At 63.9% G+C, this 26623-nt stretch carries 26 protein-coding genes; 22 read left to right on the top strand and 4 right to left on the bottom strand.

Going from position 1 to position 26623, the window contains the following annotated elements:
* Positions 1-3 precede the first annotated feature (3 nt).
* The 21 genes from KVX96_RS13865 to KVX96_RS13765 all read left to right on the top strand — a co-directional run bounded on the left by KVX96_RS13865 (position 4) and on the right by KVX96_RS13765 (position 20162).
* On the top strand, positions 4-1218 hold the full coding sequence (locus tag KVX96_RS13865; protein ID WP_261195117.1) for an NADH-quinone oxidoreductase subunit D: 1215 nt from the start codon (positions 4-6) through the stop codon (positions 1216-1218).
* A gap of 79 nt (positions 1219-1297) precedes the next feature.
* Entirely contained in the window at positions 1298-2365 is a 1068-nt protein-coding gene (gene nuoE / locus KVX96_RS13860) for an NADH-quinone oxidoreductase subunit NuoE (protein ID WP_261195116.1), read from the top strand.
* 149 nt (positions 2366-2514) lie between these two features.
* Complete coding sequence (locus tag KVX96_RS13855; RefSeq protein WP_261195115.1) at positions 2515-3303, top strand: hypothetical protein; 789 nt, start codon at positions 2515-2517, stop codon at positions 3301-3303.
* A complete protein-coding gene (locus KVX96_RS13850; RefSeq protein ID WP_261195114.1) occupies positions 3300-3530 on the top strand; it encodes a DUF5337 domain-containing protein in 231 nt (76 codons plus the stop codon). Before KVX96_RS13855 ends, KVX96_RS13850 begins: the two co-directional genes overlap by 4 nt.
* Before the next feature lie 4 nt (positions 3531-3534).
* Entirely contained in the window at positions 3535-4830 is a 1296-nt protein-coding gene (gene nuoF, locus KVX96_RS13845; protein WP_261195113.1) for an NADH-quinone oxidoreductase subunit NuoF, read from the top strand.
* Positions 4831-4835: 5 nt separating this feature from the next.
* A complete protein-coding gene (locus KVX96_RS13840) occupies positions 4836-5543 on the top strand; it encodes a class I SAM-dependent methyltransferase (protein ID WP_261195112.1) in 708 nt (235 codons plus the stop codon).
* A gap of 7 nt (positions 5544-5550) precedes the next feature.
* The gene (locus KVX96_RS13835) at positions 5551-5895 is read left to right on the top strand and encodes a hypothetical protein (protein ID WP_261195111.1); all 345 of its coding nucleotides are present in this window, start codon (positions 5551-5553) and stop codon (positions 5893-5895) included.
* A 5-nt stretch (positions 5896-5900) separates the two neighbouring features.
* Positions 5901-6377 carry a DUF3291 domain-containing protein gene (locus KVX96_RS13830; RefSeq protein WP_261195110.1) on the top strand — a complete coding sequence of 159 codons (477 nt, stop codon included), beginning with the start codon at positions 5901-5903 and terminating at the stop codon, positions 6375-6377.
* The gene (gene nuoG, locus KVX96_RS13825) at positions 6374-8395 is read left to right on the top strand and encodes an NADH-quinone oxidoreductase subunit NuoG (protein WP_261195109.1); all 2022 of its coding nucleotides are present in this window, start codon (positions 6374-6376) and stop codon (positions 8393-8395) included. Before KVX96_RS13830 ends, nuoG begins: the two co-directional genes overlap by 4 nt.
* Before the next feature lies 1 nt (position 8396).
* The gene (locus tag KVX96_RS13820; protein ID WP_261195108.1) at positions 8397-8792 is read left to right on the top strand and encodes a hypothetical protein; all 396 of its coding nucleotides are present in this window, start codon (positions 8397-8399) and stop codon (positions 8790-8792) included.
* A gap of 6 nt (positions 8793-8798) precedes the next feature.
* Positions 8799-9836, top strand: a complete 1038-nt coding sequence (gene nuoH, locus KVX96_RS13815; protein WP_261195107.1) for an NADH-quinone oxidoreductase subunit NuoH — start codon at positions 8799-8801, stop codon at positions 9834-9836.
* Position 9837: 1 nt separating this feature from the next.
* Positions 9838-10332 carry an NADH-quinone oxidoreductase subunit NuoI gene (gene nuoI / locus KVX96_RS13810; RefSeq protein ID WP_261195106.1) on the top strand — a complete coding sequence of 165 codons (495 nt, stop codon included), beginning with the start codon at positions 9838-9840 and terminating at the stop codon, positions 10330-10332.
* Positions 10329-10760 (top strand): carboxymuconolactone decarboxylase family protein, encoded by a 432-nt coding sequence (locus KVX96_RS13805; protein ID WP_261195105.1) that lies wholly within the window; start codon positions 10329-10331, stop codon positions 10758-10760. The genes nuoI and KVX96_RS13805 overlap by 4 nt, the downstream gene beginning before the upstream one ends.
* Positions 10757-11377 carry an NADH-quinone oxidoreductase subunit J gene (locus KVX96_RS13800; protein WP_261195104.1) on the top strand — a complete coding sequence of 207 codons (621 nt, stop codon included), beginning with the start codon at positions 10757-10759 and terminating at the stop codon, positions 11375-11377. Before KVX96_RS13805 ends, KVX96_RS13800 begins: the two co-directional genes overlap by 4 nt.
* Before the next feature lie 86 nt (positions 11378-11463).
* Positions 11464-11769 carry an NADH-quinone oxidoreductase subunit NuoK gene (gene nuoK / locus KVX96_RS13795; protein WP_085868819.1) on the top strand — a complete coding sequence of 102 codons (306 nt, stop codon included), beginning with the start codon at positions 11464-11466 and terminating at the stop codon, positions 11767-11769.
* A gap of 4 nt (positions 11770-11773) precedes the next feature.
* On the top strand, positions 11774-13954 hold the full coding sequence (gene nuoL, locus KVX96_RS13790; protein ID WP_261195103.1) for an NADH-quinone oxidoreductase subunit L: 2181 nt from the start codon (positions 11774-11776) through the stop codon (positions 13952-13954).
* Positions 13954-15495, top strand: coding sequence for an NADH-quinone oxidoreductase subunit M (locus KVX96_RS13785; RefSeq protein WP_261195102.1), 1542 nt, complete (start codon positions 13954-13956; stop codon positions 15493-15495). The genes nuoL and KVX96_RS13785 overlap by 1 nt, the downstream gene beginning before the upstream one ends.
* Positions 15496-15507: 12 nt before the next feature.
* The gene (gene nuoN / locus KVX96_RS13780; protein ID WP_261195100.1) at positions 15508-16947 is read left to right on the top strand and encodes an NADH-quinone oxidoreductase subunit NuoN; all 1440 of its coding nucleotides are present in this window, start codon (positions 15508-15510) and stop codon (positions 16945-16947) included.
* Positions 16937-17692, top strand: coding sequence for a biotin--[acetyl-CoA-carboxylase] ligase (locus tag KVX96_RS13775; RefSeq protein ID WP_261195099.1), 756 nt, complete (start codon positions 16937-16939; stop codon positions 17690-17692). Before nuoN ends, KVX96_RS13775 begins: the two co-directional genes overlap by 11 nt.
* A gap of 26 nt (positions 17693-17718) precedes the next feature.
* Positions 17719-18498 (top strand): type III pantothenate kinase, encoded by a 780-nt coding sequence (locus KVX96_RS13770; RefSeq protein WP_261195098.1) that lies wholly within the window; start codon positions 17719-17721, stop codon positions 18496-18498.
* On the top strand, positions 18495-20162 hold the full coding sequence (locus KVX96_RS13765; RefSeq protein ID WP_261195097.1) for a ribonuclease J: 1668 nt from the start codon (positions 18495-18497) through the stop codon (positions 20160-20162). Before KVX96_RS13770 ends, KVX96_RS13765 begins: the two co-directional genes overlap by 4 nt.
* 183 nt (positions 20163-20345) lie before the next feature.
* On the opposite strand, the gene KVX96_RS13760 is transcribed toward KVX96_RS13765, so the two are convergent.
* The 4 genes from KVX96_RS13760 to KVX96_RS13745 form a co-directional block, all read right to left on the bottom strand.
* The gene (locus KVX96_RS13760) at positions 20346-21773 is read right to left on the bottom strand and encodes a DEAD/DEAH box helicase (RefSeq protein ID WP_261195096.1); all 1428 of its coding nucleotides are present in this window, start codon (positions 21771-21773) and stop codon (positions 20346-20348) included.
* Between the two features lie 515 nt (positions 21774-22288).
* Positions 22289-23896, bottom strand: a complete 1608-nt coding sequence (locus KVX96_RS13755) for a peptide chain release factor 3 (protein ID WP_261195095.1) — start codon at positions 23894-23896, stop codon at positions 22289-22291.
* Positions 23897-23942: 46 nt separating this feature from the next.
* Complete coding sequence (locus KVX96_RS13750; RefSeq protein WP_261195094.1) at positions 23943-24419, bottom strand: methyltransferase family protein; 477 nt, start codon at positions 24417-24419, stop codon at positions 23943-23945.
* 4 nt (positions 24420-24423) lie between these two features.
* Positions 24424-25446 carry a Hint domain-containing protein gene (locus KVX96_RS13745; protein ID WP_261195093.1) on the bottom strand — a complete coding sequence of 341 codons (1023 nt, stop codon included), beginning with the start codon at positions 25444-25446 and terminating at the stop codon, positions 24424-24426.
* A 386-nt stretch (positions 25447-25832) separates the two neighbouring features.
* Between KVX96_RS13745 and KVX96_RS13740 the strand changes: the two genes are divergently transcribed.
* Positions 25833-26612, top strand: coding sequence for an SDR family oxidoreductase (locus KVX96_RS13740; protein WP_261195091.1), 780 nt, complete (start codon positions 25833-25835; stop codon positions 26610-26612).
* Positions 26613-26623 lie beyond the last annotated feature (11 nt).

Here is a 26623-nt window from a genome sequence, read left to right as displayed (position 1 = left end):
GGCATGGATGGCAATTTCGAAGACGTCCTGACCGGCGAACAGAAGATCCGCAACTTCAACATCAACTTCGGGCCCCAGCACCCGGCCGCCCACGGCGTGCTGCGTCTGGTGCTAGAGCTGGATGGCGAGATCGTGGAGCGCTGCGATCCCCATATCGGCCTGCTGCACCGTGGCACCGAGAAGCTGATGGAAAGCCGCACCTACCTGCAGAACCTGCCCTATTTCGACCGGCTCGACTACGTCGCGCCGATGAACCAGGAGCACGCCTGGTGCCTTGCCATCGAAAAGCTCACCGGCGTGGAAGTGCCGCGCCGCGCCTCGCTGATCCGGGTGCTCTACAGCGAAATTGGCCGAATCCTGAATCACCTCCTGAACGTCACCACGCAAGCGATGGACGTGGGCGCGCTCACCCCGCCGCTATGGGGCTTTGAGGAGCGCGAGAAGCTCATGGTCTTTTATGAGCGGGCCTGCGGCGCGCGGCTGCACGCGGCCTATTTCCGCCCCGGCGGCGTCCATCAGGATCTGCCGCCCGAGCTGCTCGACGATATCGACGCCTGGGCCGATGATTTCCCCCGCGTGATGGATGACATCGACGGGCTGCTGACCGAGAACCGCATCTTCAAGCAACGCAACGCCGATATCGGCGTGATCACCGAGGACGACATCCAGAAATGGGGCTTCTCCGGCGTGATGGTGCGCGGCTCCGGCCTGCCGTGGGATCTGCGCCGCGCCCAGCCTTATGAGTGCTACAACGAATTCGAGTTCGACATCCCCATCGGCAAGAACGGCGATTGCTACGATCGCTACCTCTGCCGCATGCAGGAGATGCGCGAGAGCCTGAAGATCATCAAACAGGCCATCGAAAAGCTGCGTGCGCCCGAAGGGCAGGGCGACATCCTCGCGCGCGGCAAGATCACCCCGCCCAAGCGCGGCGAGATGAAGACCTCGATGGAAGCGCTCATTCACCACTTCAAGCTCTACACCGAGGGCTTCCACGTGCCCGCGGGCGAAGTCTACGCCGCCGTGGAAGCGCCCAAGGGCGAGTTCGGCGTCTACCTCGTGGCCGATGGCACCAACAAACCCTACCGCGCCAAGCTGCGCGCGCCGGGCTACCTGCACCTGCAGGCGATGGATTTCGTCGCCACGGGCCACCAGCTCGCCGATGTGGCCGCCATCATCGGCACGATGGACGTTGTGTTCGGGGAGATCGACAGATGAGCGGCCTCTCCCATCTTCTGACCAGAAATATCCCCGCCGGAGGCTCCCGCCGCCGTCACGGGCTCAAAGGGGGCAAGTGATGCTGCGCCGTCTTCACCCGGATCAACCCGAAAGCTTCGCCTTCACGCCGGAAAACCAGGCCTGGGCCGAGGCCCAGATGACGAAGTTTCCCGAAGGCCGTCAGGCCTCCGCGATCATCCCGCTCCTCTGGCGCGCGCAGGAGCAGGAGGGCTGGCTGTCCAAACCCGCCATCGAGGCCGTGGCTGATATGCTGGGCATGGCCCATATCCGCGCGCTGGAAGTGGCGACGTTTTACTTTATGTTCCAGCTGCAGCCGGTGGGCGAGGTGGCCCATATCCAGATTTGCGGCACCACGTCCTGCATGATCTGCGGCGCGGAAGATCTGATTGCGGTTTGCAAGGAAAAGATCGCGCCTAAAGCGCATCAGATTTCCGAGGACGGCAAGCTCTCCTGGGAAGAGGTCGAGTGCCTCGGGGCGTGCACCAATGCGCCGATGGCGCAGATCGGCAAGGATTTCTACGAGGATCTCACGGCGGAAGGCTTCGCCGCGATGATCGACGCCTTCCGCGCCGGTGACGTGCCCCGGCCCGGCCCGCAGAACGGCCGTTATGCGGCGGAGCCGCTGTCGGGCCTGACAAGCCTTGCCGAAGGGGCCGAGGGCCGCGCGGCGAGCAATGGCTCGGTGCAACTGGCCACCGATCTGGGCGACACCATCAAGCGCATCGATGGCACCGAAGTGCCGCTGATCACGCCGTGGCTTGACAGCGGCAAGGGCAAGACGCCGAAGAAACCGGCGAAACCCGCGCCTGAAAAGGCTGCGAAAGCTGCGCAAAAAGCCCCCGCGGTGGAAACCGAAAGCCCGGCAGCGGCGGACGAGGTTCAGCCGGAGTTGCTGACGTCAGCCGGGGCTGGCGGTGCGGATGATCTGAAGCGGCTCAAGGGCGTGGGGCCGAAGCTTGAAGCCCTGCTCAACGACATGGGCATCTATCATTTCGAGCAGATAGCCAAATGGGGCAAAGGGGAGGTGGCCTGGGTGGACGCCCGGCTGAAGTTCAAGGGCCGCATCGAGCGTGACGGCTGGATCGACCAGGCGAAAGCCTTCGCAACCGAGAAGGGCAGCGCTTAAGGCGCGCCCGTTTCCGCAAGAGGAGTGATCACGTTGAGGGCAGCCACACGGCAGAACGGACATCGGCAGGCGCTTGTTGGCGCATGCGCAGCCCGTCTGTGCTATGCCCTTGTCATGAAACGTGAAAGCATCAACGGGGGAACGGGAATATGACCAAAGCAAAATACTGGGCCATTGCTCTTGGTGCGGGCCTCATCGTGTGGCTGGTGCTTGGCGGATCGCTGGGGATCTCGGCCGGGCTCGTTGTGTTCGCCTTGGGCGGGCTGGTGCTGAGCCGCCTCTTCGGTGGCCCCGCAGGCGAAACCGCCGTGGCCGAGGCTATGCGCGAGGCCAGCGCGGCCGTTGAGGCGTCGCTGGCCGATCCGCGCCCGGAGCCGCAGGCGGAAGCCGAAGACGCCGCCGTGATGGATGCCGTCCGCAGCCAGATCGAGCCGAAGGCCGAGGCCCCGGTTTCGGACCCTGAGACTGTGCCGGAACCAGAGCCCGAGCCCACGCCTGAACCCGAGCCGGAGCCGATGCCCGAAGCCTCGCTGGAAACAACCGCCGCAGCCCCCGCCGAACAGGCCCCCGCTCCAGACCCTGAAACTGCGCCCGAGCCCAAGGCCGAGGCCGCGCCGCTTGCCTCTACACTGCTGGCCGGTGAGCAGGAACTGGCCGCGCGCAAGGGCACATGGCGCTACACGCCGCCCGCCGCCAGCTCGGAGGCGCCTGCAGCCGCCGATGACAGCGAGCTTCTGCGCATCAAAGGCATTCAGGGCCCGATGCTGGAGAAGCTGCAGGAGGAAGGTATCACCACGCTCGCCCAGATCGCGGCGCTGGATGAAACTGCAGTGGCAAAGCTGACCGAGGCGCTCGGCATCAACAAGAAAGACCGGATCGCGCGGCAACGCTGGGTCGAACAGGCGCGCGAGATGATTGGCGCGGAGGGTGGCCAATGAGCGGCCCGTCCGAGCAGGATAAGGCATTGGCGCGCCAGTCGCGCGTGGTGGGCGTCGTGATTGCCGTCACCATGCTGCTGTGGCTCGGCGCGCAATGGGCGGGCCCCCGTCTGGGGCTAGAGGCCCGCTACGTGTTCCTCTTCGACCTTGCCGCGCTGGCCGGATTTTTCTGGGCGCTGGTGGTAACCTATCAGATCTGGCGCAAGCGCCGGGACAACGAAGGATAAGACGATGCTGACGGACAAGGATCGGATCTTCACCAATATCTACGGCATGCACGAGCGCACGCTGGCGGGCGCGAAGAAGCGTGGCCATTGGGATGGCACGGGCGATCTGATCAAGAAGGGTCGGGACTGGATCATCAATGAAGCGAAGGCCTCTGGCCTGCGTGGCCGGGGTGGCGCGGGTTTCCCCACTGGGCTGAAGTGGTCCTTCATGCCGAAGGAGAGCGATGGCCGCCCGTCGTACCTTGTGATCAACGCCGATGAATCCGAGCCCGGCACCTGCAAGGATCGCGAGATCATGCGCCACGATCCGCACACGCTGATCGAAGGCGCGCTGATCGCTTCTTTCGCCATGGGCGCGCACGCCTGCTACATCTACATCCGCGGCGAGTTCATCCGCGAGCGCGAATGTCTGCAGGCCGCGATCGACGAAGCCTATGACGACGGGCTTCTGGGCAAGAACGCCGCCGGGTCGGGCTGGGATTTCGATCTCTATCTGCATCACGGGGCGGGCGCCTATATCTGCGGCGAGGAAACCGCGCTGATCGAAAGCCTTGAGGGCAAAAAGGGCATGCCGCGCATGAAGCCGCCGTTCCCGGCCGGCGCGGGGCTCTATGGCTGCCCGACCACGGTGAACAACGTGGAATCCATCGCCGTGATCCCCACGATCCTGCGGCGCGGCGCGGATTGGTTTGCCTCCTTCGGGCGGCCCAACAACGCTGGCACCAAGCTGTTTGCCATCTCCGGCCACGTCAACAACCCCTGCGTGGTGGAAGAGGCGATGTCGATCCCGCTGCGCGAATTGCTGGACCGTCACTGCGGCGGCGTGCGCGGCGGTTGGGACAACCTGAAAGCGGTGATTCCAGGCGGATCCTCCGTGCCGCTGCTGCCAAAAGACATCGCGACGGATGCGATCATGGATTTCGACTGGCTGCGCGAGCAGCGCTCGGGGCTTGGCACGGCGGCGGTGATCGTGATGGATCAGTCCACCGATGTGATCAAGGCGATCTGGCGGTTGAGCAAATTCTACAAGCACGAAAGCTGTGGCCAGTGCACGCCTTGCCGAGAAGGCACCGGCTGGATGATGCGCGTGATGGACCGCCTCGTGCGCGGCGATGCCGAGCCGGAAGAGATCGACATGCTGCTTGATGTTACGAAGCAGGTCGAAGGCCACACGATCTGCGCCCTTGGCGATGCGGCCGCCTGGCCGATCCAGGGCTTGATCCGCCACTTCCGCGACGAGATCGAGGATCGCATCAAGCACAAACGGTCGGGCCGCGTCAGCGCGGTGGCGGCGGAGTAGGCCTGTTGAAGAAGTTTCTCTTTCCTGCCGACGGCGATATCGTCTCCGACATCCGTGAAAAATACGGATACGAAGGCGATCTGGCGCGCATCTTTGCGGAGAACAAGAAGCGCTCCGTCTCGAAGTGGCACCATTACATCCCGCTTTATGAGCGCTACCTGAGCCAGTATCGCGGCACCGGATTTCGATTCCTTGAGATCGGCGTGGCCAAGGGCGGCAGCCTGCAGCTCTGGCGCAAGTTCTTCGGGCCGGAGGCGCATATTTTCGGTGTCGACATCAACGAGAACTGCCGTGCCTTTGACGGGCAGGACGGGCAGGTGCGGATCGGATCGCAGGACGATCCCGAATTTCTGCGCAGCGTGGTGGAGGAGATGGGCGGCATCGATGTGGTGCTGGACGACGGCTCCCACATGATGCCCCACATCAAGAAGAGCCTTGAGGTGCTGTTTCCGCTCTTGGAGGACGGTGGGCTCTACCTGATCGAGGATCTGCACACGAGCTACTATCGCGGCTTCGGCGGTGGGCGGGGCAATAAGGATAATTTCTTCAACCAGATCAGGGATATGATCGACGACATGCATCGCTGGTACTACCCCGGCGAGCCGCCGCACCCCGAGTTCGAGGGCAAGGTGAGCGCGATCCATGTGCATGATTCCATGGTTGTTCTGGAGAAGAACGAAGGCCATCCGCCGACGTTCTCGAAGGTGCGTTGAGATGATGATGGCTGACCGCAAATCGATGCTTGTAAAAGCCACGCTGGGCTTTGCCGTGCTGGCGCTGATGGCGGCCTGCAGCAACACGCCCAAACAGTTGTACGACGGCGTGGCCTTCAAGACGAAGGTGAGCAGCGAGCGCAAGGCGCGGCGGGATTTCACCGTGCGCGTGTCGCCTGCGGCCTCTTCTCTGGAAGGGGCCAAGGAGGCCGCGCGGCACGAGGGCGTGCGCCACTGCATCAAGTATTACGGCTCCTCCGAGATCGACTGGCGCGTCGGCCCCGACACGCCGCTGGGCCAGCTGTCCATCGTGGAAGGCGGCATCACTTTTGCCGGGCGCTGCGAGGGGTGAGCGCGATGCCTGCATATCACGTGGCCCAGATGAACTGGGGGCGGCTTCTGGGCGAGGTGGATAATCCTCGCGTGGCCCCTTTTGTGAACGCGCTGGACACTGTGAACGGCATCGCTGATAGGGCCAAGGGCTTTGTTTGGCGTTTGACGGACGCGGATATGACAACGCCGGAAAACGCGCCTGCACAGGTGTTGGACGCGGATCCGCGTGTCGTGGCGACGCTCTCAGTGTGGGAAACGCCGGCGGCGCTTTCGGCCTTTGTGCACGATACGCTGCATGGCAAGTTCCTTGCCCGTCGCGACGAGTGGTTCGCTAAAATCGATGAGCCAACCTACGTGATCTGGCCAATCCGCGCCGGGCACCGGCCGACGCTGGCCGAGGGCAAGGCGCGCCTTTCGGAGCTCGCGACCAATGGCGCAAGCGACGCGGCCTATGATTTCAAATATTTGAGCCACATGAGCTCAGGGACGGAGGCGGTATGACCGATCTGCGCAAAATCATCATCGACGATCAGGAGATCGAGGTGGATCCGGCGATGACGCTGATCCAGGCCTGCGAAGAGGCCGGGATCGAGATCCCGCGCTTCTGCTACCACGAGCGGCTCTCCATCGCGGGCAACTGCCGCATGTGCCTTGTGGAAGTTGTGGGCGGACCGCCCAAGCCCGCCGCCTCCTGCGCGATGCAGGTGCGCGATCTGCGCCCGGGGCCGGAAGGCGCGCCGCCGGTGGTGAAAACCAACTCGCCCATGGTCAAGAAGGCCCGCGAGGGCGTGATGGAGTTCCTCCTGATCAACCACCCGCTGGATTGCCCGATCTGCGATCAGGGCGGCGAATGTGATCTGCAGGATCAGGCCATGGCCTATGGTGTTGATTTCTCCCGCTTCCGCGAGCCCAAGCGCGCGGTGGAGGATCTGAACCTCGGCCCGCTTGTGGAAACCCACATGACGCGCTGCATCTCCTGCACCCGCTGCGTGCGCTTCACCACCGAAGTGGCCGGCATCACCCAGATGGGCCAGACGGGCCGGGGCGAGGATGCCGAGATCACGAGCTACCTGAACCAGACGCTCGACAGCAACCTGCAGGGCAACATCATCGATCTCTGCCCCGTGGGCGCGCTCACCTCCAAGCCCTACGCCTTCACGGCGCGGCCCTGGGAGCTGACGAAGACCGAAACAATCGACGTGATGGATGCGCTCGGTTCCAACATCCGGGTGGACACCAAGGGCCGCGAAGTGATGCGGATGCTGCCGCGCAACCATGACGGCGTGAACGAGGAGTGGATCTCCGACAAGACGCGTTTCGTCTGGGACGGGTTGCGCCGCCAGCGGCTCGATAAGCCCTATGTCCGGGTGGACGGCAAGCTCAAGCCCTCCACATGGGGCGAGGCGCTCGCCAAGGCGGCTGAAGCGATCAACGGCGCGCAAAAACTCGTGGGCCTCGTGGGTGATCTGGCCCCGGTCGAGGCCGCTTTCGCGCTGAAAGGGCTCGTTGAGGCCAAGGGGGGCGTTGTGGAATGCCGCACCGACGGGGCGAAACTGCCCGCTGGCAACCGTGCTGCTTATGTGGGCACGGCGGCCATCGAGGACATCGACGCGGCAGAGCGGATCCTACTGATCGGCACCAACCCGCGCGAGGAAGCGCCAGTGCTTAACGCCCGCATCCGCCGCGCCTGGGCGCGCGGCGCGGAAGTGGCGCTTGTGGGGCAAGCCGTTGATCTGACGTATAATTACTATCACGCCGGTGCCGATCGCGCCGCGCTTGAGAAGGTCGTCGCCATGGGCGGCGATGCGGAGATCAAGGCCAAGGCCTCGCTCGTGATCGTGGGGCAGGGTGCCTTGCAAGGCGAAGACGGGGCAGCCGTTCTGGCCGCCGCGCAGGAGATCGCCGCCAACACCGAAAGCGGCCTGCTGATCCTGCACACCGCCGCCGCCCGCGTGGGCGCGATGGATGTAGGTGCCGTCAATGCCGATGGCATGGGGGCCGTGCAGGGTGCGGATGTGATCTACAACCTCGGCGCGGACGAGCTGGACATCGCCGCAGGGGCCTTCGTGATCTATCAGGGCAGCCATGGCGATCGTGGCGCGCATCGGGCCGATGTGATCCTGCCGGGCGCGGCATATACGGAAGAAAACGGGCTTTTCGTCAACACCGAAGGCCGCCCGCAGCTTGCCATGCGCGCGGGCTTCGCGCCGGGTGAGGCCAAGGAAAACTGGGCCATCCTGCGCGCGCTCTCTGCCGAGTGCGGCGCACAGCTGCCTTACGACAGCCTCGCGCAGTTGCGCACCGCGCTGATCGAGGCGGTGCCGCATCTGGCGCGGATCGACGAGGTGATCGAGAACGAAGGTGCTTCGTTGAGCGCCGGTAAGCTGATCGCGGGCGATTTCGCCCCGGCGGTGGACAGCTTCTACCTGACGAACCCGATCGCCCGCGCCTCGGCGCTGATGGGCGAGTTGGCCGCGCTGGCAACGGAGCGGGCGCAAGGCAAGGTGGCGGCGGAATAAGATGCGGGCCTTGCTTGCCATACCTGCCGCAGCCCTGCTGGCGGCCTGTGCAGAGCCGGAACCGGTCAGCCGGGACGAGCTGCCGTTCGAGCCCAGCTATCAGGGCATCGAAACGCGCCTGCTCGACGGGGATCTGGTGAGTTTCCGCGTCACGATGCAGGGCGCGCGGGACAATCAGGATGTGGCGGAATACGCCGAATGCGCGGCAGCGCAATACACGGTGATCCGTGGCTACAGATACGCGCGCCACGTGCGCACGAATGTGGCAGAGCAGCGGGGGGTCTGGTATGGAGATGCCGTCTACACGATCTCGCCGGCGCTGCCCGAAGGATTGAAGACAATCGATGCCGGGGCCGCAGTGGAAACCTGCGCCGAAACCGGCATACCGACGGTGTGAGGGACAATGGCTGACTTCTTTTCGACCGGACCGGGGATCGCCCTGATCATCGTGGCGCAATGCCTCTTGGTGATCGGCTTCGTGATGATCTCGCTGCTGTTCCTCGTCTATGGCGACCGCAAGATCTGGGCGGCTGTCCAGATGCGGCGCGGCCCCAACGTGGTGGGCGCCTTCGGCCTGCTGCAATCGGTGGCCGATGCGCTGAAATACGTTGTAAAAGAAGTGGTTGTGCCGGCAGGCGCGGATAAGCCCGTGTTCTTCCTCGCGCCCATGACAAGCTTCGTGCTGGCCATGATCGCCTGGGCGGTGATCCCCTTCAACGACACCTGGGTGCTCTCCGACATCAACGTCGCCATCCTCTACGTCTTCGCCGTCTCCTCGCTGGAGGTCTACGGCGTGATCATGGGCGGTTGGGCGTCGAACTCGAAATATCCCTTCCTCGGCTCTCTGCGCTCTGCGGCGCAGATGATCTCCTACGAGGTCTCCATCGGGTTGATCATCATCGGGGTGATCATCACCACCGGTTCGATGAACTTCGGTAACATCGTGCGCGCGCAGGACACCGGCTGGGGGTTCTTCGGCTGGTACTGGCTGCCGCATCTGCCGATGGTTTTCCTGTTCTTCATCTCCGCGCTGGCTGAAACCAACCGCCCGCCCTTCGATCTGCCGGAAGCAGAATCCGAGCTCGTTGCGGGCTATCAGGTGGAATATTCCGCCACGCCCTTCCTGCTGTTCATGGCCGGCGAATATATCGCCATCTTCCTGATGTGCGCGCTTACCACGCTGCTGTTCTTCGGCGGCTGGCTCTCGCCGGTGCCCTTCCTGCCGGATGGGCCGCTGTGGATGGTCGCCAAGATGGCCTTCTTTTTCTTCCTCTTCGCCATGGTGAAGGCGATCACGCCGCGCTACCGCTATGACCAACTGATGCGGATCGGCTGGAAAGTCTTCCTGCCGCTCTCGCTCGCTTGGGTGGTGATCGTGGCTTTCTTCGCCCAGTTCGGGGCATTCTGGGGCGCTTATGCCCGCTGGACCGTGGGGGGCTGACATGACCCAGATCGACATCAACCGCGCCGCGAAATACTTCCTGCTGCAGGATTTCTGGCAGGGCATGAAGCTCGGGCTGAAGTATTTCTTCGCGCCGAAATCGACGCTGAACTACCCCCATGAAAAAGGGCCGCTCAGCCCGCGTTTCCGGGGCGAACACGCCCTGCGCCGCTACCCCAACGGCGAAGAGCGCTGCATTGCCTGCAAGCTCTGCGAGGCCGTCTGCCCGGCGCAGGCGATCACCATCGATGCCGAGCCGCGCGATGACGGCTCCCGCCGCACCACGCGGTATGACATCGACATGACCAAATGCATCTACTGCGGCTTCTGTCAGGAAGCCTGCCCGGTGGATGCCATCGTGGAAGGGCCAAACTTCGAGTTCGCCACCGAGACCCGCGAAGAGCTTTTCTACAACAAGGACAAGCTCCTTGCGAACGGTGAGCGCTGGGAAGCCGAGATCGCCCGCAACCTCGAAATGGATGCGCCCTACCGATGACCAGCGATTTCACCAAGATCTTCGAAGCCTTCATGGAGCAGAGCCAGGAGATGGCCAAGGCCTTCAACCCGGCCATGGCCAATTACGCCAAAGCGGCCGGTTTTGAGGATCTGATGCCCACGCTCTCCCAGAGCTTCATGGAGATGGCTTTCGGCAAGACGCTGAACCCGGAAGGGCTCGACAGCAAGACGCGCCTTCTGCTGAACATCGCCGCCATGACGGTGCTGGGCGCGCAGGCCGAGCCGCAACTCAAGCTCACCATCCGCCACGCGCTGGAAGCCGGCGCGAGCGAGCGGGAGATCGCCGAGGTGATCCTGCAGATGTCGATGTTCGGGGGCACCCCGGCGATGACGAAAGCGCTGCAGATCGCCCAGAGCGTATTCACGGACGGAGGCGACGCCGCCTCCGCGGAGGACGGAAGCCAATGACAGTCGCCGATTTCGCCTTTTACGTCTTTGCCATCACCGCTGTGGTGGCCGGGCTTTTCGTTGTCGTGAGCCGCAACCCGGTGCATTCGGTGCTCTGGCTGATCCTCACCTTCTTGTCGGCCGCTGGGCTCTTCGTGATCCTCGGGGCGGAATTCGTCGCCATGCTTCTGGTGATCGTCTACGTCGGCGCGGTGGCGGTGCTCTTCCTCTTCGTGGTGATGATGCTCGACGTGGATTTCGCCGAGCTGCGCGGGGAGATGGCGAAATTCGTGCCGCTGGCGCTTCTGATCGGTGTGGTGCTGCTGATGGAGATCGGGCTTGCGATCGGCGTCTGGCAGTTTGCCGATCAGGCCGAAGGCCTGCGCGCCGCCGTGACGCCGGCGCTTTCCGAAGCGCATAACACCGAAGCCCTCGGGCGGCTGATCTACACCGATTACATCTACCTCTTTCAGGCCGCGGGCCTGATCCTGCTTGTTGCCATGATCGGCGCCATCGTGCTGACCCTGCGCCACCGCCCCGACGTGAAACGTCAGGACGTGCTGGCGCAGATGTACCGCGATCCGGCCAAGGCGATGGACGTGGTGGATGTGAAGCCCGGCCAAGGGCTCGAAGGATAAACGCGGCGCGCTTTTAAATAAGGCGCGCGGCCAATGAGACTAGAATGTACCGGCAGGCCCGCCTGCCAGTGAAATGCGAGGGACGCATGGTCGGACTTGAACACTACCTGGCGGTTGCCGCGGCACTGTTCGTGATCGGGATTTTCGGGCTCTTCCTGAACCGGAAGAACGTGATCGTGATCCTGATGAGCATCGAGCTGATGCTCTTGGCGGTGAACATCAACCTCGTGGCCTTCTCCGCCTTCCTCGGCGATCTCGTCGGGCAGGTCTTCACGCTCTTCGTGCTCACCGTCGCCGCCGCCGAGGCCGCCATCGGCCTCGCGATCCTCGTCTGTTTCTTCCGCAACCGTGGCACGATCGCGGTGGAAGATGTCAACGTGATGAAGGGCTAAGCGCATGGCCAGCATCGTCCTCTTTGCCCCGCTCATCGGCGCCATCCTCTGCGGTTTCGGCTGGAAGATCATCGGCGAAACCGCCGCCCAATGGGTGGCCACGGGGCTTCTCTTCGTCTCCGCCTTCTTCAGCTGGATCATCTTCCTGACCTTCGATGGCACGATGGAGCAGATCCACATCCTCGACTGGATTCAGTCCGGCAGCCTCGATACGGCCTGGGCGATCCGGCTCGATCGCCTCACCGCGATTATGCTGATCGTGATCACCACGGTGTCGAGCCTCGTGCACCTCTACAGCTTCGGCTACATGGATCACGATCCGCAGTGGAAGAAAGGCGAGGTCTACAAACCGCGCTTCTTCGCCTATCTCTCGTTCTTCACCTTCGCCATGCTGATGCTGGTGACGGCGGACAACCTCGTGCAGATGTTCTTCGGCTGGGAGGGCGTGGGCGTGGCTTCCTACCTTCTGATCGGCTTCTACTACCGCAAACCTTCCGCCAACGCCGCCGCGATCAAGGCGTTCGTGGTGAACCGCGTGGGCGATTTCGGCTTCGCGCTCGGCATCTTCGCGCTGTTCTACCTGGTGGACAGCATCAACTTCGACGATGTCTTCGCCGCCGGCCCGGCGCTGGCCGAAACCAACCTGCATTTCCTGTGGCGTGAGTGGAACGCGGCCAACCTGATCGGCTTCCTGCTGTTCATCGGCGCGATGGGCAAATCGGCCCAGCTTTTCCTGCACACCTGGCTGCCGGACGCGATGGAAGGCCCGACGCCTGTGTCGGCGCTGATCCACGCGGCAACCATGGTGACGGCGGGCGTCTTCCTCGTCTGCCGCATGTCGCCGCTGATGGAATACGCCCCCGGCGCGCAGACCTTCATCATCTACATCGGCGCTTCCACGGCCTTCTTCGCCGCCACCGTTGGCCTCGTGCAGAACGACATCAAACGCGTGATCGCCTATTCGACCTGTTCCCAGCTTGGCTACATGTTCGTGGCCGCGGGCGTGGGCGTTTACTCGGCGGCGATGTTCCACCTCTTCACGCACGCCTTCTTCAAGGCCATGCTCTTCCTCGGTGCGGGCTCCGTGATCCACGCGATGCACCACGAGCAGGACATGCGCAACTACGGCGGCCTGCGCAAAAAGATCCCCTACACCTATTGGGCGATGATGATCGGCACGCTGGCTATCACCGGCGTCGGCATCCCGCTCACCCATATCGGCTTTGCCGGCTTCCTGTCGAAAGACGCGATCATCGAAAGTGCCTTCGGGGCGCAGTCGGACGCGGGCATGTATGCCTTCTGGATGCTCGTCGTCGCGGCCTGCATGACGAGCTTCTACAGCTGGCGCCTGATGTTCCTGACCTTCTTCGGCAAGCCGCGCGGTGACAAGCACACCCATGAGCATGCGCATGAAAGCCCGATGGTGATGCTGGTGCCGCTGGGCGTGCTCTCGCTTGGTGCAATTTTTGCCGGGATGATCTGGTTCGGCAGCTTCTTCGGCACCCATGATCAGGTGAACAAGTTCTTCGGCATCCCCGACCACCACGCAGAGGCCTCCGAAAGCCACGGCGACGCGCATGGCGATGACCACGCCAAGGCGGAAGGCGACGATCACGCCGTCGCCAAGGATGAGCACGCCGAGGACAAAGCCCACGGCGAAGGTGCTGATCACGCAGCGGAGCACGCCAGCGACGATCACGCCGCCACGGCGGCGCTGCACCACGGCCAGGCCCCGGTGGGCGCGATCTACATGCGTCCGGAAAACCACGTGATGGACAACGCCCACCACGCGCCGAAATGGGTGAAGGTCTCGCCCTTCATCGCCATGCTGATCGGGCTGTCGCTCGCCTATCTCTTCTACATCGTGAACCCGAGCCTGCCCAAACGCCTCGCTGCCTCGCAGGAGCCGCTCTACAAGTTCCTGCTCAACAAGTGGTACTTCGACGAGGCCTATGATTTCCTCTTCGTGCGCTCCTCCAAGGCGCTTGGCAACTTCTTCTGGAAGAAGGGCGACGGCGATGTGATCGACGGCGGCATCAACGGGCTTGCCATGGGCGTCATTCCCTTCTTCACCCGGCTCGCGGGCCGGGCGCAGTCGGGCTACCTATTCCACTACGCCTTCGCCATGGTGATCGGGATCGTGATCCTCGTCAGCTGGATGGTGATCGGCGGAGGAGCGAACTGATGGAAAACCTCCTTTCGATCATCACCTTTCTGCCGCTGCTCGCAGCACTGATCATGGCCTTCTTCCTGCGCGGCGACGATCTGGACGCGCGCCAGAACGCCAAATGGTTGGCCCTTCTGGCCACCAGCGCGACCTTCCTCGTCTCGCTGCTGCTGCTGATCGGCTTTGATCCGGCCGACACGGGCTTCCAGTTCGTCGAAGACAAGGACTGGATCCTCGGCCTGAGCTACCGCATGGGCGTGGACGGCATCTCGATCCTTTTCGTGATGCTGACGACCTTCCTGATGCCGCTTGTCATCCTCTCCTGCTGGGAGGTGACGCATCGGGTGAAGGAATACATGATCGCCTTCCTCGTGCTGGAAACGCTGATGATCGGCGTCTTCTGCGCGCTGGATCTGGTGCTGTTCTACCTGTTCTTCGAGGCAGGGCTGATCCCGATGTTCCTGATCATCGGCATCTGGGGCGGTAAGAACCGCATCTACGCTGCCTTCAAGTTCTTCCTCTACACCTTCATCGGCTCGGTGCTGATGCTCGTTGCCATGATCGCCATGTATCTGGACGCCGGCACCACCAATATCGCCGAATTGCTGCAGCACGAGTTCTCCTCCGACACGATCAGCCTCTTTGGCTGGCAGATCGTGGGCGGGATGCAGATGCTGCTCTGGGTGGCCTTCTTTGCCTCCTTCGCGGTGAAGATGCCGATGTGGCCGGTGCACACCTGGCTTCCGGACGCCCACGTGCAGGCTCCGACGGCTGGCTCCGTGGTGCTGGCGGCGATCCTGTTGAAGATGGGCGGCTACGGCTTCCTGCGCTTCTCCCTGCCGATGTTCCCGATGGCGAGCGAGATTGCGGGCCCCTTCGTGCTCTGGCTCTCGGCCATCGCCATCGTCTACACCTCGCTCGTGGCGCTGGTGCAGGAAGACATGAAGAAGCTGATCGCCTATTCCTCGGTCGCGCACATGGGCTACGTGACGATGGGCATCTTCGCCGCCAACCAGCAGGGCATTGATGGTGCGATCTTCCAGATGCTCAGCCACGGCTTCATCTCCGGCGCGCTCTTCCTCTGCGTCGGCGTGATCTATGACCGCATGCACACCCGCGAGATCGACGCCTACGGCGGCCTCGTGAACCGCATGCCCGCCTATGCGCTGATCTTCATGCTCTTCACCATGGCCAACGTCGGCTTGCCGGGCACCTCAGGCTTCATCGGCGAATTCCTCACGCTGATGGGCGTTTTCCAGGCCAACACCTGGGTTGCCGTCGTGGCCACCTCCGGCGTGATCCTCTCGGCGGCCTATGCGCTCTGGCTCTACCGCCGCGTGGTCTTCGGGGATCTGATCAAGGAAAGCCTGAAAACCATCACCGACATGACCCGCCGCGAGAAGGTGATCTTCGCGCCGCTCGTCGTGATGACGATCCTGCTCGGCGTCTACCCGAGCCTCGTGACAGACGTGATCGGGCCTTCGGTGGAAGCGCTTGTGAACCAATATACCATCGCCACGCTTGATAGCGGGGCAGCCACCCAAGTGGCGCAGCATTAAGGGGGGAAACAAATGATTTCCGCTGATATCGCCACCGTCCTTCCCGAGCTGTTCCTGGCGGTCTACGCCATGGGCGCGCTGCTCTTTGCCGTCTACACCACCAAGGACAAGGCCGCGCCTGCGCTGCTGTGGGCCACGGCCGCCGTCTTTGCCGCCGTCGCGATCTGGATCGGCCTCTCCGGTGGCCCGGTGCAGACCGCCTTCAATGGTGCCTTCGTGGACGATGGCTTCGCCCGCTTCTCTAAGGTCGTGATCCTGCTCTCGGCTTCGGCCGTGCTGCTGATGAGCGAGGGCTACCTCGCCAAGCGTGATCTGCTGCGCTTCGAGTACCCGGTACTGATCGTGCTGGCGGTTGTCGGCATGATGATGATGGTCTCCGCCGGCGATCTGATGGCGCTCTACATGGGGCTCGAACTGCAATCGCTCGCGCTCTACGTCGTGGCCTCGCTGCGGCGCGACTCGGTGAAATCCACCGAAGCCGGCCTGAAATACTTCGTGCTCGGCGCGCTTTCCTCGGGCCTGCTCCTGTATGGGGCCTCGCTGACCTACGGCTTTGCGGGCACCACGCTCTTCTCCGGCATCGTGGAAACCGCGCAAGACGGGCGGCTCTCGCTCGGCCTCCTCGTGGGGCTTTCCTTCATCGCTGCGGGCCTTGCCTTCAAGGTCTCCGCTGTGCCCTTCCACATGTGGACGCCGGATGTCTACGAGGGCTCGCCCACGCCGGTGACGGCCTTCTTCGCCACCGCGCCCAAAGTGGCCGCGATGGGGCTCTTTGCCCGCGTGGTGCATGACGCCTTCGGCGGGGCCGTGGGGGACTGGAAACAGATCATCGCGCTGCTGTCGGTGGCCTCCATGTTCCTCGGCGCAATCGCCGCGATCGGGCAAACCAACATCAAGCGCCTGATGGCCTACTCCTCCATCGCTCATATGGGCTTTGCCCTGATGGGGCTCGCATCCGGCACCGAGGCCGGGGTGCAGGCGATGCTTCTGTACATGGCGATCTACGTCACCATGAACATCGGCACCTTCGCCTTCATCATCGGCATGGAGAAAGACGGCCGCCCCGTGCGCGACATCCGTGCGCTGAGCCTTTATTCCAAGACAGATCCGACCGGCGCGCTGGCGCTTCTGGTGCTGATGTTCTCGCTCGCGGGCGTGCCGCCGATGGTGGGCTTCTTTGGCAAGCTCTCGGTGCTGGCGGCGGCTGTGGATGGCGGCATGACATGGCTCGCCGTGGCCGGTGTGATCGCCTCCGTGATCGGAGCCTTCTACTACCTGCGGATCGTCTACTTCATGTATTTCGGCGAAGAGACCGAAGCGCTGGACAAGAATGGCTCCCCGATCCTTTGGGTCTTCCTGATGGGCTCTGCGGCGGTGATGGTGTTCGGCGTGTTCAACCTCTTCGGTGTCGATACGGCGGCAGCGCTGGCGGCGGAAACCCTTGTCCGCTGATCCATGGCCCTTGGGCTATGGCCGGCGTGTGCTGGCCGAGTTGGACAGCACCAACGCCGAGGCCGTGCGCATTGCACCAACGCTGGCAGGGCCAGAATGGATCCTCGCTTTGAAGCAGACCGCAGGGCGGGGCCGCCGTGGCCGCGTCTGGAAAGCGCCTGAAGGCAATTTCTCGGCCACGCTGGTGCTGCGCCCGACGGAGTCGCCCGACGTGATCGCCCTGCGCTCCTTCGTGGCCTCGCTCGCGCTTTGGGAGGCCTTCGTGGCCGCAACCGGGCGCAGCCAGATGTTCGCGCTGAAATGGCCCAATGACGTGCTGCTCAATGGTGGCAAAGTGGCGGGCATCCTGCTCGAAAGCCTCGGCCATACGGGCGGCGCGCTGCATCTCTGCATCGGCATCGGGGTGAACCTCGCCGCCGCGCCGGGCCGGGATGAGGTGGAAGCTGGCGCAACGCCGCCTGTGAGCCTGCTGAGCGAGACCGGCGCGCGGGTGACACCGGAAGAGTTTCTGGACCTGCTCGCCCCGGCCTATGCCCGCTGGGAAGCGCAGTTCACCACCTACGGCTTTGCCCCGATCCGCGAAGCCTGGCTCGCGCGCGCCGCCAGACTGGGCGAGCCGATCACCGCGCGCACCATGAGCGAAAGCCATCAGGGCACCTTTGAAACGGTAGACACCGCAGGCAACCTCGTGTTGAAGACGCCTGCCGGACGCCTGTCCATCCCCGCGGCGGACGTCTTTTTCTAGAGCACCAATAGCGCAAGGAGGCCCGCATGCTTCTGTGCATCGACTGCGGCAACACCAACACCGTCTTCTCGATTTGGGATGGCACATCCTTTGTCGCCACATGGCGCACCTCCACCGAACACCAGCGGACGGCGGATCAGTATTACGTCTGGCTTTCGACGCTGATGAATTTCCAGAAGATCGAGGCCAATATCACCGAGGTGATCATCTCCTCCACCGTGCCGCGCGTGGTGTTCAACCTGCGCGTCTTCTCCGACCGCTACTTCGGCTGCCGCCCCCTCGTGGTGGGCAAGCCTGAATGCCGCCTGCCGGTGGATGTGCGCGTGGACGAGGGCACGCAGGTGGGCCCGGACCGGCTGGTCAACACGGTAGCGGGCTTCAGCAAATACGGCGGCGATCTGATCGTGGTGGATTTCGGCACCGCCACCACCTTCGACGTGGTCGATACTGATGGTGCCTATGTGGGCGGGGTGATCGCGCCCGGCGTGAACCTCTCGCTGCAAGCCCTACACGAGGCGGCGGCTGCGCTGCCCCACGTGGACGTGACGAAACCGGCGCGCGTCGTGGGCACCAACACGGTGGCCTGTATGCAATCGGGGGTGTTCTGGGGTTACGTTGGCCTCGTGAATGGCGTATGTGCCCGCATCAAGGAGGAACGCGCGCGCCCGATGAAGGTGATCTCCACCGGCGGTCTGGCGCCCTTGTTCCAGCAGGGCGATGCCCTATTTGACCATTTCGAAGACGATCTGACGATGCATGGTCTGACCGTCATCCACGAATACAACAAGGAATTGGGCAGTTCATGAGTGACTCGCGTCTGATCTATCTCCCCCTCGGCGGTGCCGGGGAAATCGGCATGAACTGCTATGTCTACGGCTACGGGCCGAAGGGCAAGGAGCGCTACATCCTCGTGGATCTGGGCGTGACCTTCCCCGACATGGACAGCACGCCGGGGGTGGATCTGATCCTGCCGGACATCAGCTGGATCGCCGAACGCGCGGACCGGCTGGAGGCGATCTTCATCACCCATGCCCACGAGGATCACGTCGGCGGTGTCGGCCATCTCTGGCAGCGACTGGGCAAACCCGTCTACGCGCGCAGCTTCACCGCCTGGCACGCACGCCGCAAAATGGAGGACGCCGGCCAGCCCGAGGATGAGGTGATCACCGCGTCCGCCTTTCCCGAGATGATCGAAGCCGGCCCCTTCAAGGTGGGCTACCTGCCGGTCTCGCACTCGATCCCCGAAAGCTCCGGCCTCGTGATCGACACGCCCGCGGGCCGCATCGTGCACACCGGCGATTTCAAGCTGGACCAGACGCCGGTGATCGGCGAGCCTTTTGACCCGGATCTCTGGGCCTCGGTGGCCAAGCCGGGCGTCAAGGCGCTGGTCTGCGATTCCACCAACGTCTTCTCGCCCCATGCGGGCCGCTCGGAAGCCAGTGTCGCAGCACCGCTGAAAGAGCTGGTGGCGCAGGCCGAGGGCATGATCGTGGCCACCACCTTCGCCTCCAACATCGCGCGCTTGAAATCGCTCGCGGAAGCGGGGCAGGCGGCGGGCCGTTCGGTCTGCCTGCTGGGCCGCGCCATGCGTCGGATGATCACCGCCGGGGAAGAAACCGGCATCCTGGGCGATTTTCCGAAAACCGTGTCGGCAGAAGAAGCGGCGGAGATCCCGCGCGAGAACCTGATGCTGATCGTGACCGGCAGCCAGGGCGAGCGCCGCGCGGCCTCGGCCCAGCTGAGCCGTGGCAAATACCTGGGGCTTGAGATGAAAGAAGGCGATACCTTCCTCTTCTCCTCCAAAACCATCCCCGGCAACGAACGCGGCGTGATCCGCATCATGAACGCCTATTCCGAAATGGGCGTGGACGTGGTGGATGATCACGGTGGGGATTACCACGTGTCAGGTCACGCCAACCGGCCCGACCTGCAGGCGGTGCACGGCATCATCAAGCCGCAGATGCTGATCCCGATGCACGGCGAACACCGCCACCTGCGCGAACACGCCAAGCTCGGCAAGGAAACGGGCATTCCGTCTGCCGTGGCCGTGAACGGCACCATGCTGGACCTGACCGGCGATCTGCCGCAGGTGGTGGATTACGTGGAAACCGGCCGCACCTACTTGGACGGCTCGGTGAAGATCGGCGCGATGGATGGTGTGGTGCGCGATCGCATACGCATGGCGCTGAACGGCCATGTGATCGTGACGGTGATCATCGACGAGGAAGACGAACCGCTGGGCGAGCCCTGGGTCGAACTGATGGGCCTGCCTGAGATGGGCACTTCCGGCGCGCCGCTCGTGGATGTGCTGGAAGGCGAGTTGACCCAGCTCATGATGCGCATGAAATCCAAGACGCTCACCAATGACGACAAGATCGAAGAAGACCTGCGCCGCGCCACCCGCCGCGCCGCGCAGGACGAGATCGGCAAGAAGCCTGAAGTCACCGTGATTATAAGCCGCCTCGTCTGATGTCAGCGGGGGAGGGGGGCTCTGCCTCCCGTCCTTTCAGGACTCCCCCCGAGATATTTACAGAACAAAGTGGGGCCCCATCTTCTGACCCGAAATATCCCGGGGGTGCGGGGGCAGAGCCCCCGCGAAAAGAAAGACCCGGCCATTGGCCGGGTCTTGTTGTTCAGGAATTGGCGGGCTGGCTCAGCCAGCGCGGCGCTCTTCGAAGCTCAGCGCGATGAAGCTCGGCAGGTGATCGCCCATGCCGACGACCTGACCGCCCTTGCCGCGATTGCTTTCGCGGGGCTGATCGCTGGGCTTGCTACGCGAGCTGCTGCTGCGCGCGCGGGAGGATTTGGAGGCGCTGCTGGGCTCCTTCTTCTCCGAACGCTCTGCTTTCTCTGCCTTGGCGGGTTTCTTCTCGCGCGGAGTGTCCTCAGCGCTGTCGGCGCTTTTGCGGGAGCGGGATTTCGGCGCCTCGGGTGTGTAGGGGCTTTCGAGGCGCGGGATGTCCTGTTTCACGAGGCGCTCGATCGCGTCGAGGTTCTTTTCGTCCTGCGGCACGCAGATCATCAGGGCTTTGCCCTTGCGCCCGGCGCGGCCGGTGCGGCCGATGCGGTGGACGTAATCTTCGGCGTGGCTCGGCACATCGTAGTTGAAGACGTGAGACACGTTGGGAATATCCAGCCCGCGCGCGGCAACGTCTGAGGCGCAAAGGAAGCGCAGGTTGCCTTCACGGAAGCCGCCGAGCACTTCCATGCGTTTGCTCTGGTCCAGATCGCCATGGATCGGCGCGGCGTTGTAGCCGTGTTTCTGCAGCGATTTCGCGACGATATCCACATCCGTTTTACGGTTACAGAAGACGATGGCGTTGGTGCAGCCCTCACCCTCCTGTTCGATCAGGGCGCGCAGAAGCTCGCGCTTTTCCTTGGCCTGACGATCCTTGCGGCTCGGCTTATAGACCACCACGCCCTGTGTGATGTTCTCCGAGGTGGTGGCGGCGCGGGCCACTTCCACCTTGGCCGGGTTGGACAGGAACATATTGGTGATGCGCTCGATCTCCGGCGCCATGGTGGCGGAGAAAAACAGCGTCTGACGGGTGAAGGGGGTGAGCGAGAAGATGCGCTCGATGTCGGGGATGAAGCCCATGTCGAGCATGCGGTCGGCTTCGTCCACCACCATGATCTGCACGCCCGTCAGCAGCAGTTTGCCGCGTTCGAAGTGATCGAGCAGGCGGCCCGGGGTGGCGATCAGCACATCCACGCCGCGGTCGATCAGCGCGTCCTGCTCCTTAAAACTCACGCCGCCGATCAGCAGCGCCTTGGTGAGCTTGGTGTTCTTGGCGTAGATGTCGAAGTTCTCGGCCACCTGGGCGGCCAGCTCGCGCGTGGGTGCCAGCACCAGCGAGCGCGGCATCCGCGCCCGGGCGCGGCCCTTGGCAAGCAGTGTGATCATCGGCAGGGTGAAGGAAGCCGTCTTGCCGGTGCCCGTCTGTGCGATCCCCAGCACATCGCGCCCTTCCAGCGCCGGGGGAATCGCCCCGGCCTGAATGGGGGTGGGGGTTTCGTAGCCTGCGGCCTCGACGGCCTTCAGGACCTTGGGATCCAGCTTGAGATCAGCAAATTTCGTCATTCGTATCCGTGTTCTACGGCTCTGTGACGCCGTATTCGCTATGAGTGGGGGCTCGCCCGCCGGCCGGATGCCGCGGCGAATTATGCACATCCCCCCTTCTGGTGCGCCTGTGCCTACTGAAAAACAGGCATTTCGTCAATGGAGGCGGTGGGTTGGCGGCAATTCGCGGGGTTTTCCGCAGCGTATGGGCCCCGGATTGGCGCATTAACAGGATGGACCGACGGAGCCACAGCCCTGCCGCGACGTGGCACGCAGCAGTATACCGTTCTGATTCAGTGAGAATTATCGGCAATTTGGAGATTGCGGGCCGAGAGAGCATTCAAGCCGGCCGTCTACCCGCCATCAAAATGGCGGCGTAATATCCTTGCGCGGGGAACGCAGGCCGCGCCCGCCCCTGAGGAGGCCGGGCGCCGCGCGGCGTTTTGCAGTCCGAGACGCCGGTATGACGCAGCGTTACCCCCGTGCGGCGGAAGGGTGCACAGAGTTATCCACAGCCGATCCGGGGGAGAATGGTGCTAGACCTGCATTTCCTTCGTGGCCGAAAGCGTGACCTCCGGGTAATCCCGGCCCACGCGGTCGATGTCCCATTGCAGGCGGGTGAGGTAGACCATGTCGCCGTCATTGTCGGTGGCCATGTGCTGCTTGTTGGCGGCCGCGAAAGCCTCCACAGCGGGCTTCGCACCATGGACCCAGCGCGCCGAGGTGAACTGGCTGGCCTCAAAGCGCACCGGCAGGCCGTACTCCAGCTCGATCCGGCTGGCGAGCACTTCGAACTGCAGCGCGCCAACGACGCCGACGATGAAGCCCGAGCCGATATTCGGTTTGAAGACCTTGGCGGCGCCTTCCTCGGCAAACTGCATCAGCGCCTTCTCAAGGTGCTTGGCCTTCATCGGATCGCCCGCGCGCACTGTCTGCAGAAGTTCCGGCGCAAAGGAGGGGATGCCGGTGACGCGCAGCATCTCGCCCTCGGTCAGCGTATCGCCGATGCGCAGCTGGCCGTGGTTGGGGATGCCGATGATGTCGCCCGCCCAGGCCTCATCCGCCAGTTCGCGGTCGGCGGCGAGGAAGAGCACCGGGTTGGTGATCGCCATCGGCTTCTTGGAGCGCACGTGGGTCAGCTTCATGCCGCGTTTGAAATGGCCCGAGGCCATGCGCACGAAGGCGACGCGGTCGCGGTGCTTCGGGTCCATGTTGGCCTGCACCTTGAAGACAAAACCCGCCACTTTGGTTTCCGCCGGGCTCACCTGCCGCGGCTCGGCCGATTGCACCTGCGGCTCGGGCCCGAAGGCGCCGATGCCTTCCATCAGCTCCTTCACCCCGAAAGAGTTGATGGCGGAGCCGAACCAGATCGGGGTCAGCGTGCCGTCCAGTAGCGCCTGCGCGTCCATCGGCGGCAGCAGCTCTTTTGCCATCTCGATCTCTTCAAGGAACTTCTCCAGCAGATCGGCGGGCACATGCTCGGCCAGCTTCGGATCGTCCAGCCCTTCGATGGCGATGCTTTCAGCCACCTTGTTGCGGTCGGCGCGGTCCATAAGCTCGAGCCGGTCGCGCAGCAGATCGTAGCAGCCGATGAAATCGCGGCCCACGCCGATGGGCCAACTGGCCGGCGTCACGTCGATGGCGAGGTTTTCCTGAATCTCGTCGATGATCTCGAAGGTGTCGCGGCTCTCGCGGTCCATCTTGTTACAGAAGGTCAGGATCGGCAGATCGCGCAGGCGGCAAACCTCAAACAGCTTTTGCGTCTGGCTTTCCACGCCTTTCGCGCCGTCGATCACCATGACGGCGGCATCCACCGCGGTGAGCGTGCGATAGGTGTCTTCAGAGAAGTCACTGTGGCCGGGCGTGTCCACCAGATTGAAGCGGAACTTGCCGAAATCAAAGGACATCGCCGAGGCCGAAACGGAAATGCCGCGGTCCTGCTCCATCTTCATGAAGTCCGACCGCGTCCGCCGGGCCTCGCCCTTGGCGCGCACCTGTCCGGCCATCTGGATCGCGCCACCATAGAGCAGGAATTTTTCCGTCAGGGTGGTTTTCCCGGCGTCCGGGTGCGAGATGATGGCGAAGGTGCGCCGGCGGGCGACTTCGGCAGGCAGTTCGGGCGTGTTTGAGGCTCTGTCCAACATGGGCGCGATATAGGCTGCGCCCGCGAAAAGGGCAATAAGGCTTGGCTCAGATCCAGCGCCGCACGCGCCTGCGGTAAGCCGGGTAGCTTTCGGGGAATTTCGCGCTCAGGTAGGCCTCTTCCGGGCGCACCACGGCAAGGTCCAGCGCGAGCCAGAGCAGGGCGGCGAGCGGCAGCGCCCACTCCAGCGAAAACGCAAGGCCGAGGCCGATCTGCAAGAACACCATGCCCAGATACATCGGGTTGCGCGTGAAGCGGTAGGGGCCAGTTTCGGCGATGGCGGTGGCCGGGCTGCGCGGGTCGATATTGGTTTTCACCGTGGCAAAGGCACGGCCCGCGCGCATGGCGAGCCAACCAGCCAGCGCCATGAGGGCAAGGCCGAGGGCGGTGAAGAGGCTGGGCCAGCCGGGCAGCCAGCCAAGGGGAGCAAGCCATTCCAGCAGGATTGCCGCGCAGGGCGTGGCCACGGAAAGGGCGGGCGGGTAGAGCCGGATGGCCGGGCGATCCTGCGGCGCGCGTGCCACGGGATCAGCGATCGGAGGCGCGGCGCAGATCGTCCACCGCGTTGGCGCTCAGAAGGCTCTTGTGGATCTCGAAATCCTTGTGCGGCCTGTCGGCATGGCCGGGGATCAGGTTGGAGAGCCGATGCGCCAGATCTTGCGGCAGGGCGGGCGTGGTGCGGCGATCCAGCAGAAGGCTTTCCGCCGCAATGCCCTCGGCATAGATGATGTGATGGCGGTCAAACAGGATCTGGAAGTAATCCACGAAGCCGCCGTCCTGCCGGAACACGCTTTCGCCGTTGACCAGATGCTTGGCCTTTACCAGCACCTCGGAGCGGCCCAGCCCGATTTCGTCCCGGCGCTGGTAGATGAACAGCCGGTGGTTGGGGCTGACCGTCAGATCATTGGCATTGTTGAGCGTGCCGCGCCGGATCACGATGGGGGCGAAATCGCCCACCGCGCGCATCGTCGTCTGGCCAATCCATCGGATCGTCTGCGGGCCGTCATCGCGGGTCAGCACCTTGTCGCCAACCTGCAGATCCTCGATGGGGCGCTGGCGGCCGTCAGACAGCGTGATATGGGTGCCGCGCGCGAAGGAGACGCAGGCAACCTCGGCAAAGCGGGCCTTGGCGGTGTCGCTCTCCACGCCCACGAGGCGGTAATCGGTTTTCGGGGCCAGATCGGCCAGCGGCAGCAGGTAGACCTCCACCAGATAGCCTTCGTCCGGGTTCACCTCGGCCAGCACCAGCGCTTCCATGGTGGCGCCGTCCGGGCTCATCAGGGTGATCGTGCTGTCGAGGTGGATCTGGTTGCCGGCCTCGCCGATGTCGGAGCCGTCGGAGACGCGGAACGGGCCGTCCGGCGTCACGGCGATGGCAAGCTTGCCGCGCCGCGCGCCTTCGGTGAGCGCATAGGTGTCGTCCAGCACCAGTTCGCTCGCATCGCTCAGCGGATCGCCCAGATTGGCACCATCAACCGCAACAAACGCCTCCGCCCGGAAAACGGGCAGGGTTTGCAAAGGCAGCATGGAACCGGCTGGAAGCGGCAACATCTTCACAAGTCTCTTTTCGTCCTGGAGCCACCGGCAGGCGCCCGGTGCGTGTGGTTTGGCCCTGCACAGGGGCCCTGCAAGGGCGCGGACTGCGTGGCTCATCGCAGTACCCCCGCCAGTAAAGTAAAGTTTTACAAGATTTTGGTCAATCTGGGGCCGCCCCGTGCCAAGTGCAAGGCAAGCATTGGCGCAAGAGTGTTTCGATTGGGTGAACAATACTGCAAGCGTGCTGCAGAACGTGGCAAAGCGGGAACCGATCGGCCAGAGGGTGCGAATCGCGCAGCCCTGGGGCAGGGTGGGCGCGGCGCTTGCCGGAAGGCAGGCAGGAATTCACAAGATCGCATGTCACCGGCATGCGCCACATCAGGAAGCGAAGGGAGCATTCCATGGACATGGGAATCGCAGGGAAGAAGGCGCTTGTCTGCGCCTCGTCCAAGGGGCTGGGGCGCGGCTGCGCCGAAGCACTGGCCGCCGAGGGCGTCGCCCTTGTGCTGAACGCGCGCACCGAAGGCCCGCTGCAAACGACGGCCGAGGAGATCCGCGCGCGGTTCGGCGTGGAAGTCACCGCCGTGGCCGCCGACATCACCTCGGAAGAGGGCCGCGCGAAAGTGCTGGCAGCGGCGGGCGACGTGGACATCCTCGTGACCAACGCGGGCGGCCCGCCGCCGGGCATGTGGAGCGATTGGGACCGCGATGATTTCATCAAGGCGCTGGATGCCAACATGCTCACCCCCATCGCGCTGATGAAGGCGCTGCTGCCGCAGATGATGGAGAAGGGCTGGGGCCGGGTGGTGAACATCACCAGCCAGTCGGTGAAATCGCCGATTGCCGTTCTGGGCCTCTCCAACAGCGCGCGCGCCGGGCTCACCGGCTATGTGGCCGGCACCTCGCGGCAGGTCGCGGGCAAGGGCGTGACGATCAACAACCTGCTGCCGGGCATCCACGCCACGGATCGCGCTATCGCGCTTGATAACGCCGTGGTGCAGCAGCAGGGCATCTCGATGGAAGACGCCATTGCGCAGCGCGCCGCCACAATCCCCGCCGGGCGGTATGGCACCTCGGCCGAGTTCGGGGCCATGTGCGCCTTCCTCTGCTCCCAGCACGCAGGCTTCATCGTGGGCCAGAACGTGCTGCTGGACGGTGGCGCGGTGAACGCCACGCTGTAAGGCAGCGGCGC

The organism is Pseudoruegeria sp. SHC-113, assembly GCF_025376885.1.
Classification (GTDB): Bacteria; Pseudomonadota; Alphaproteobacteria; order Rhodobacterales; family Rhodobacteraceae; genus Pseudoruegeria.
Note: the sequence above shows the minus strand (reverse complement) of the source record. Positions and strands in the feature narration are given on the sequence as shown.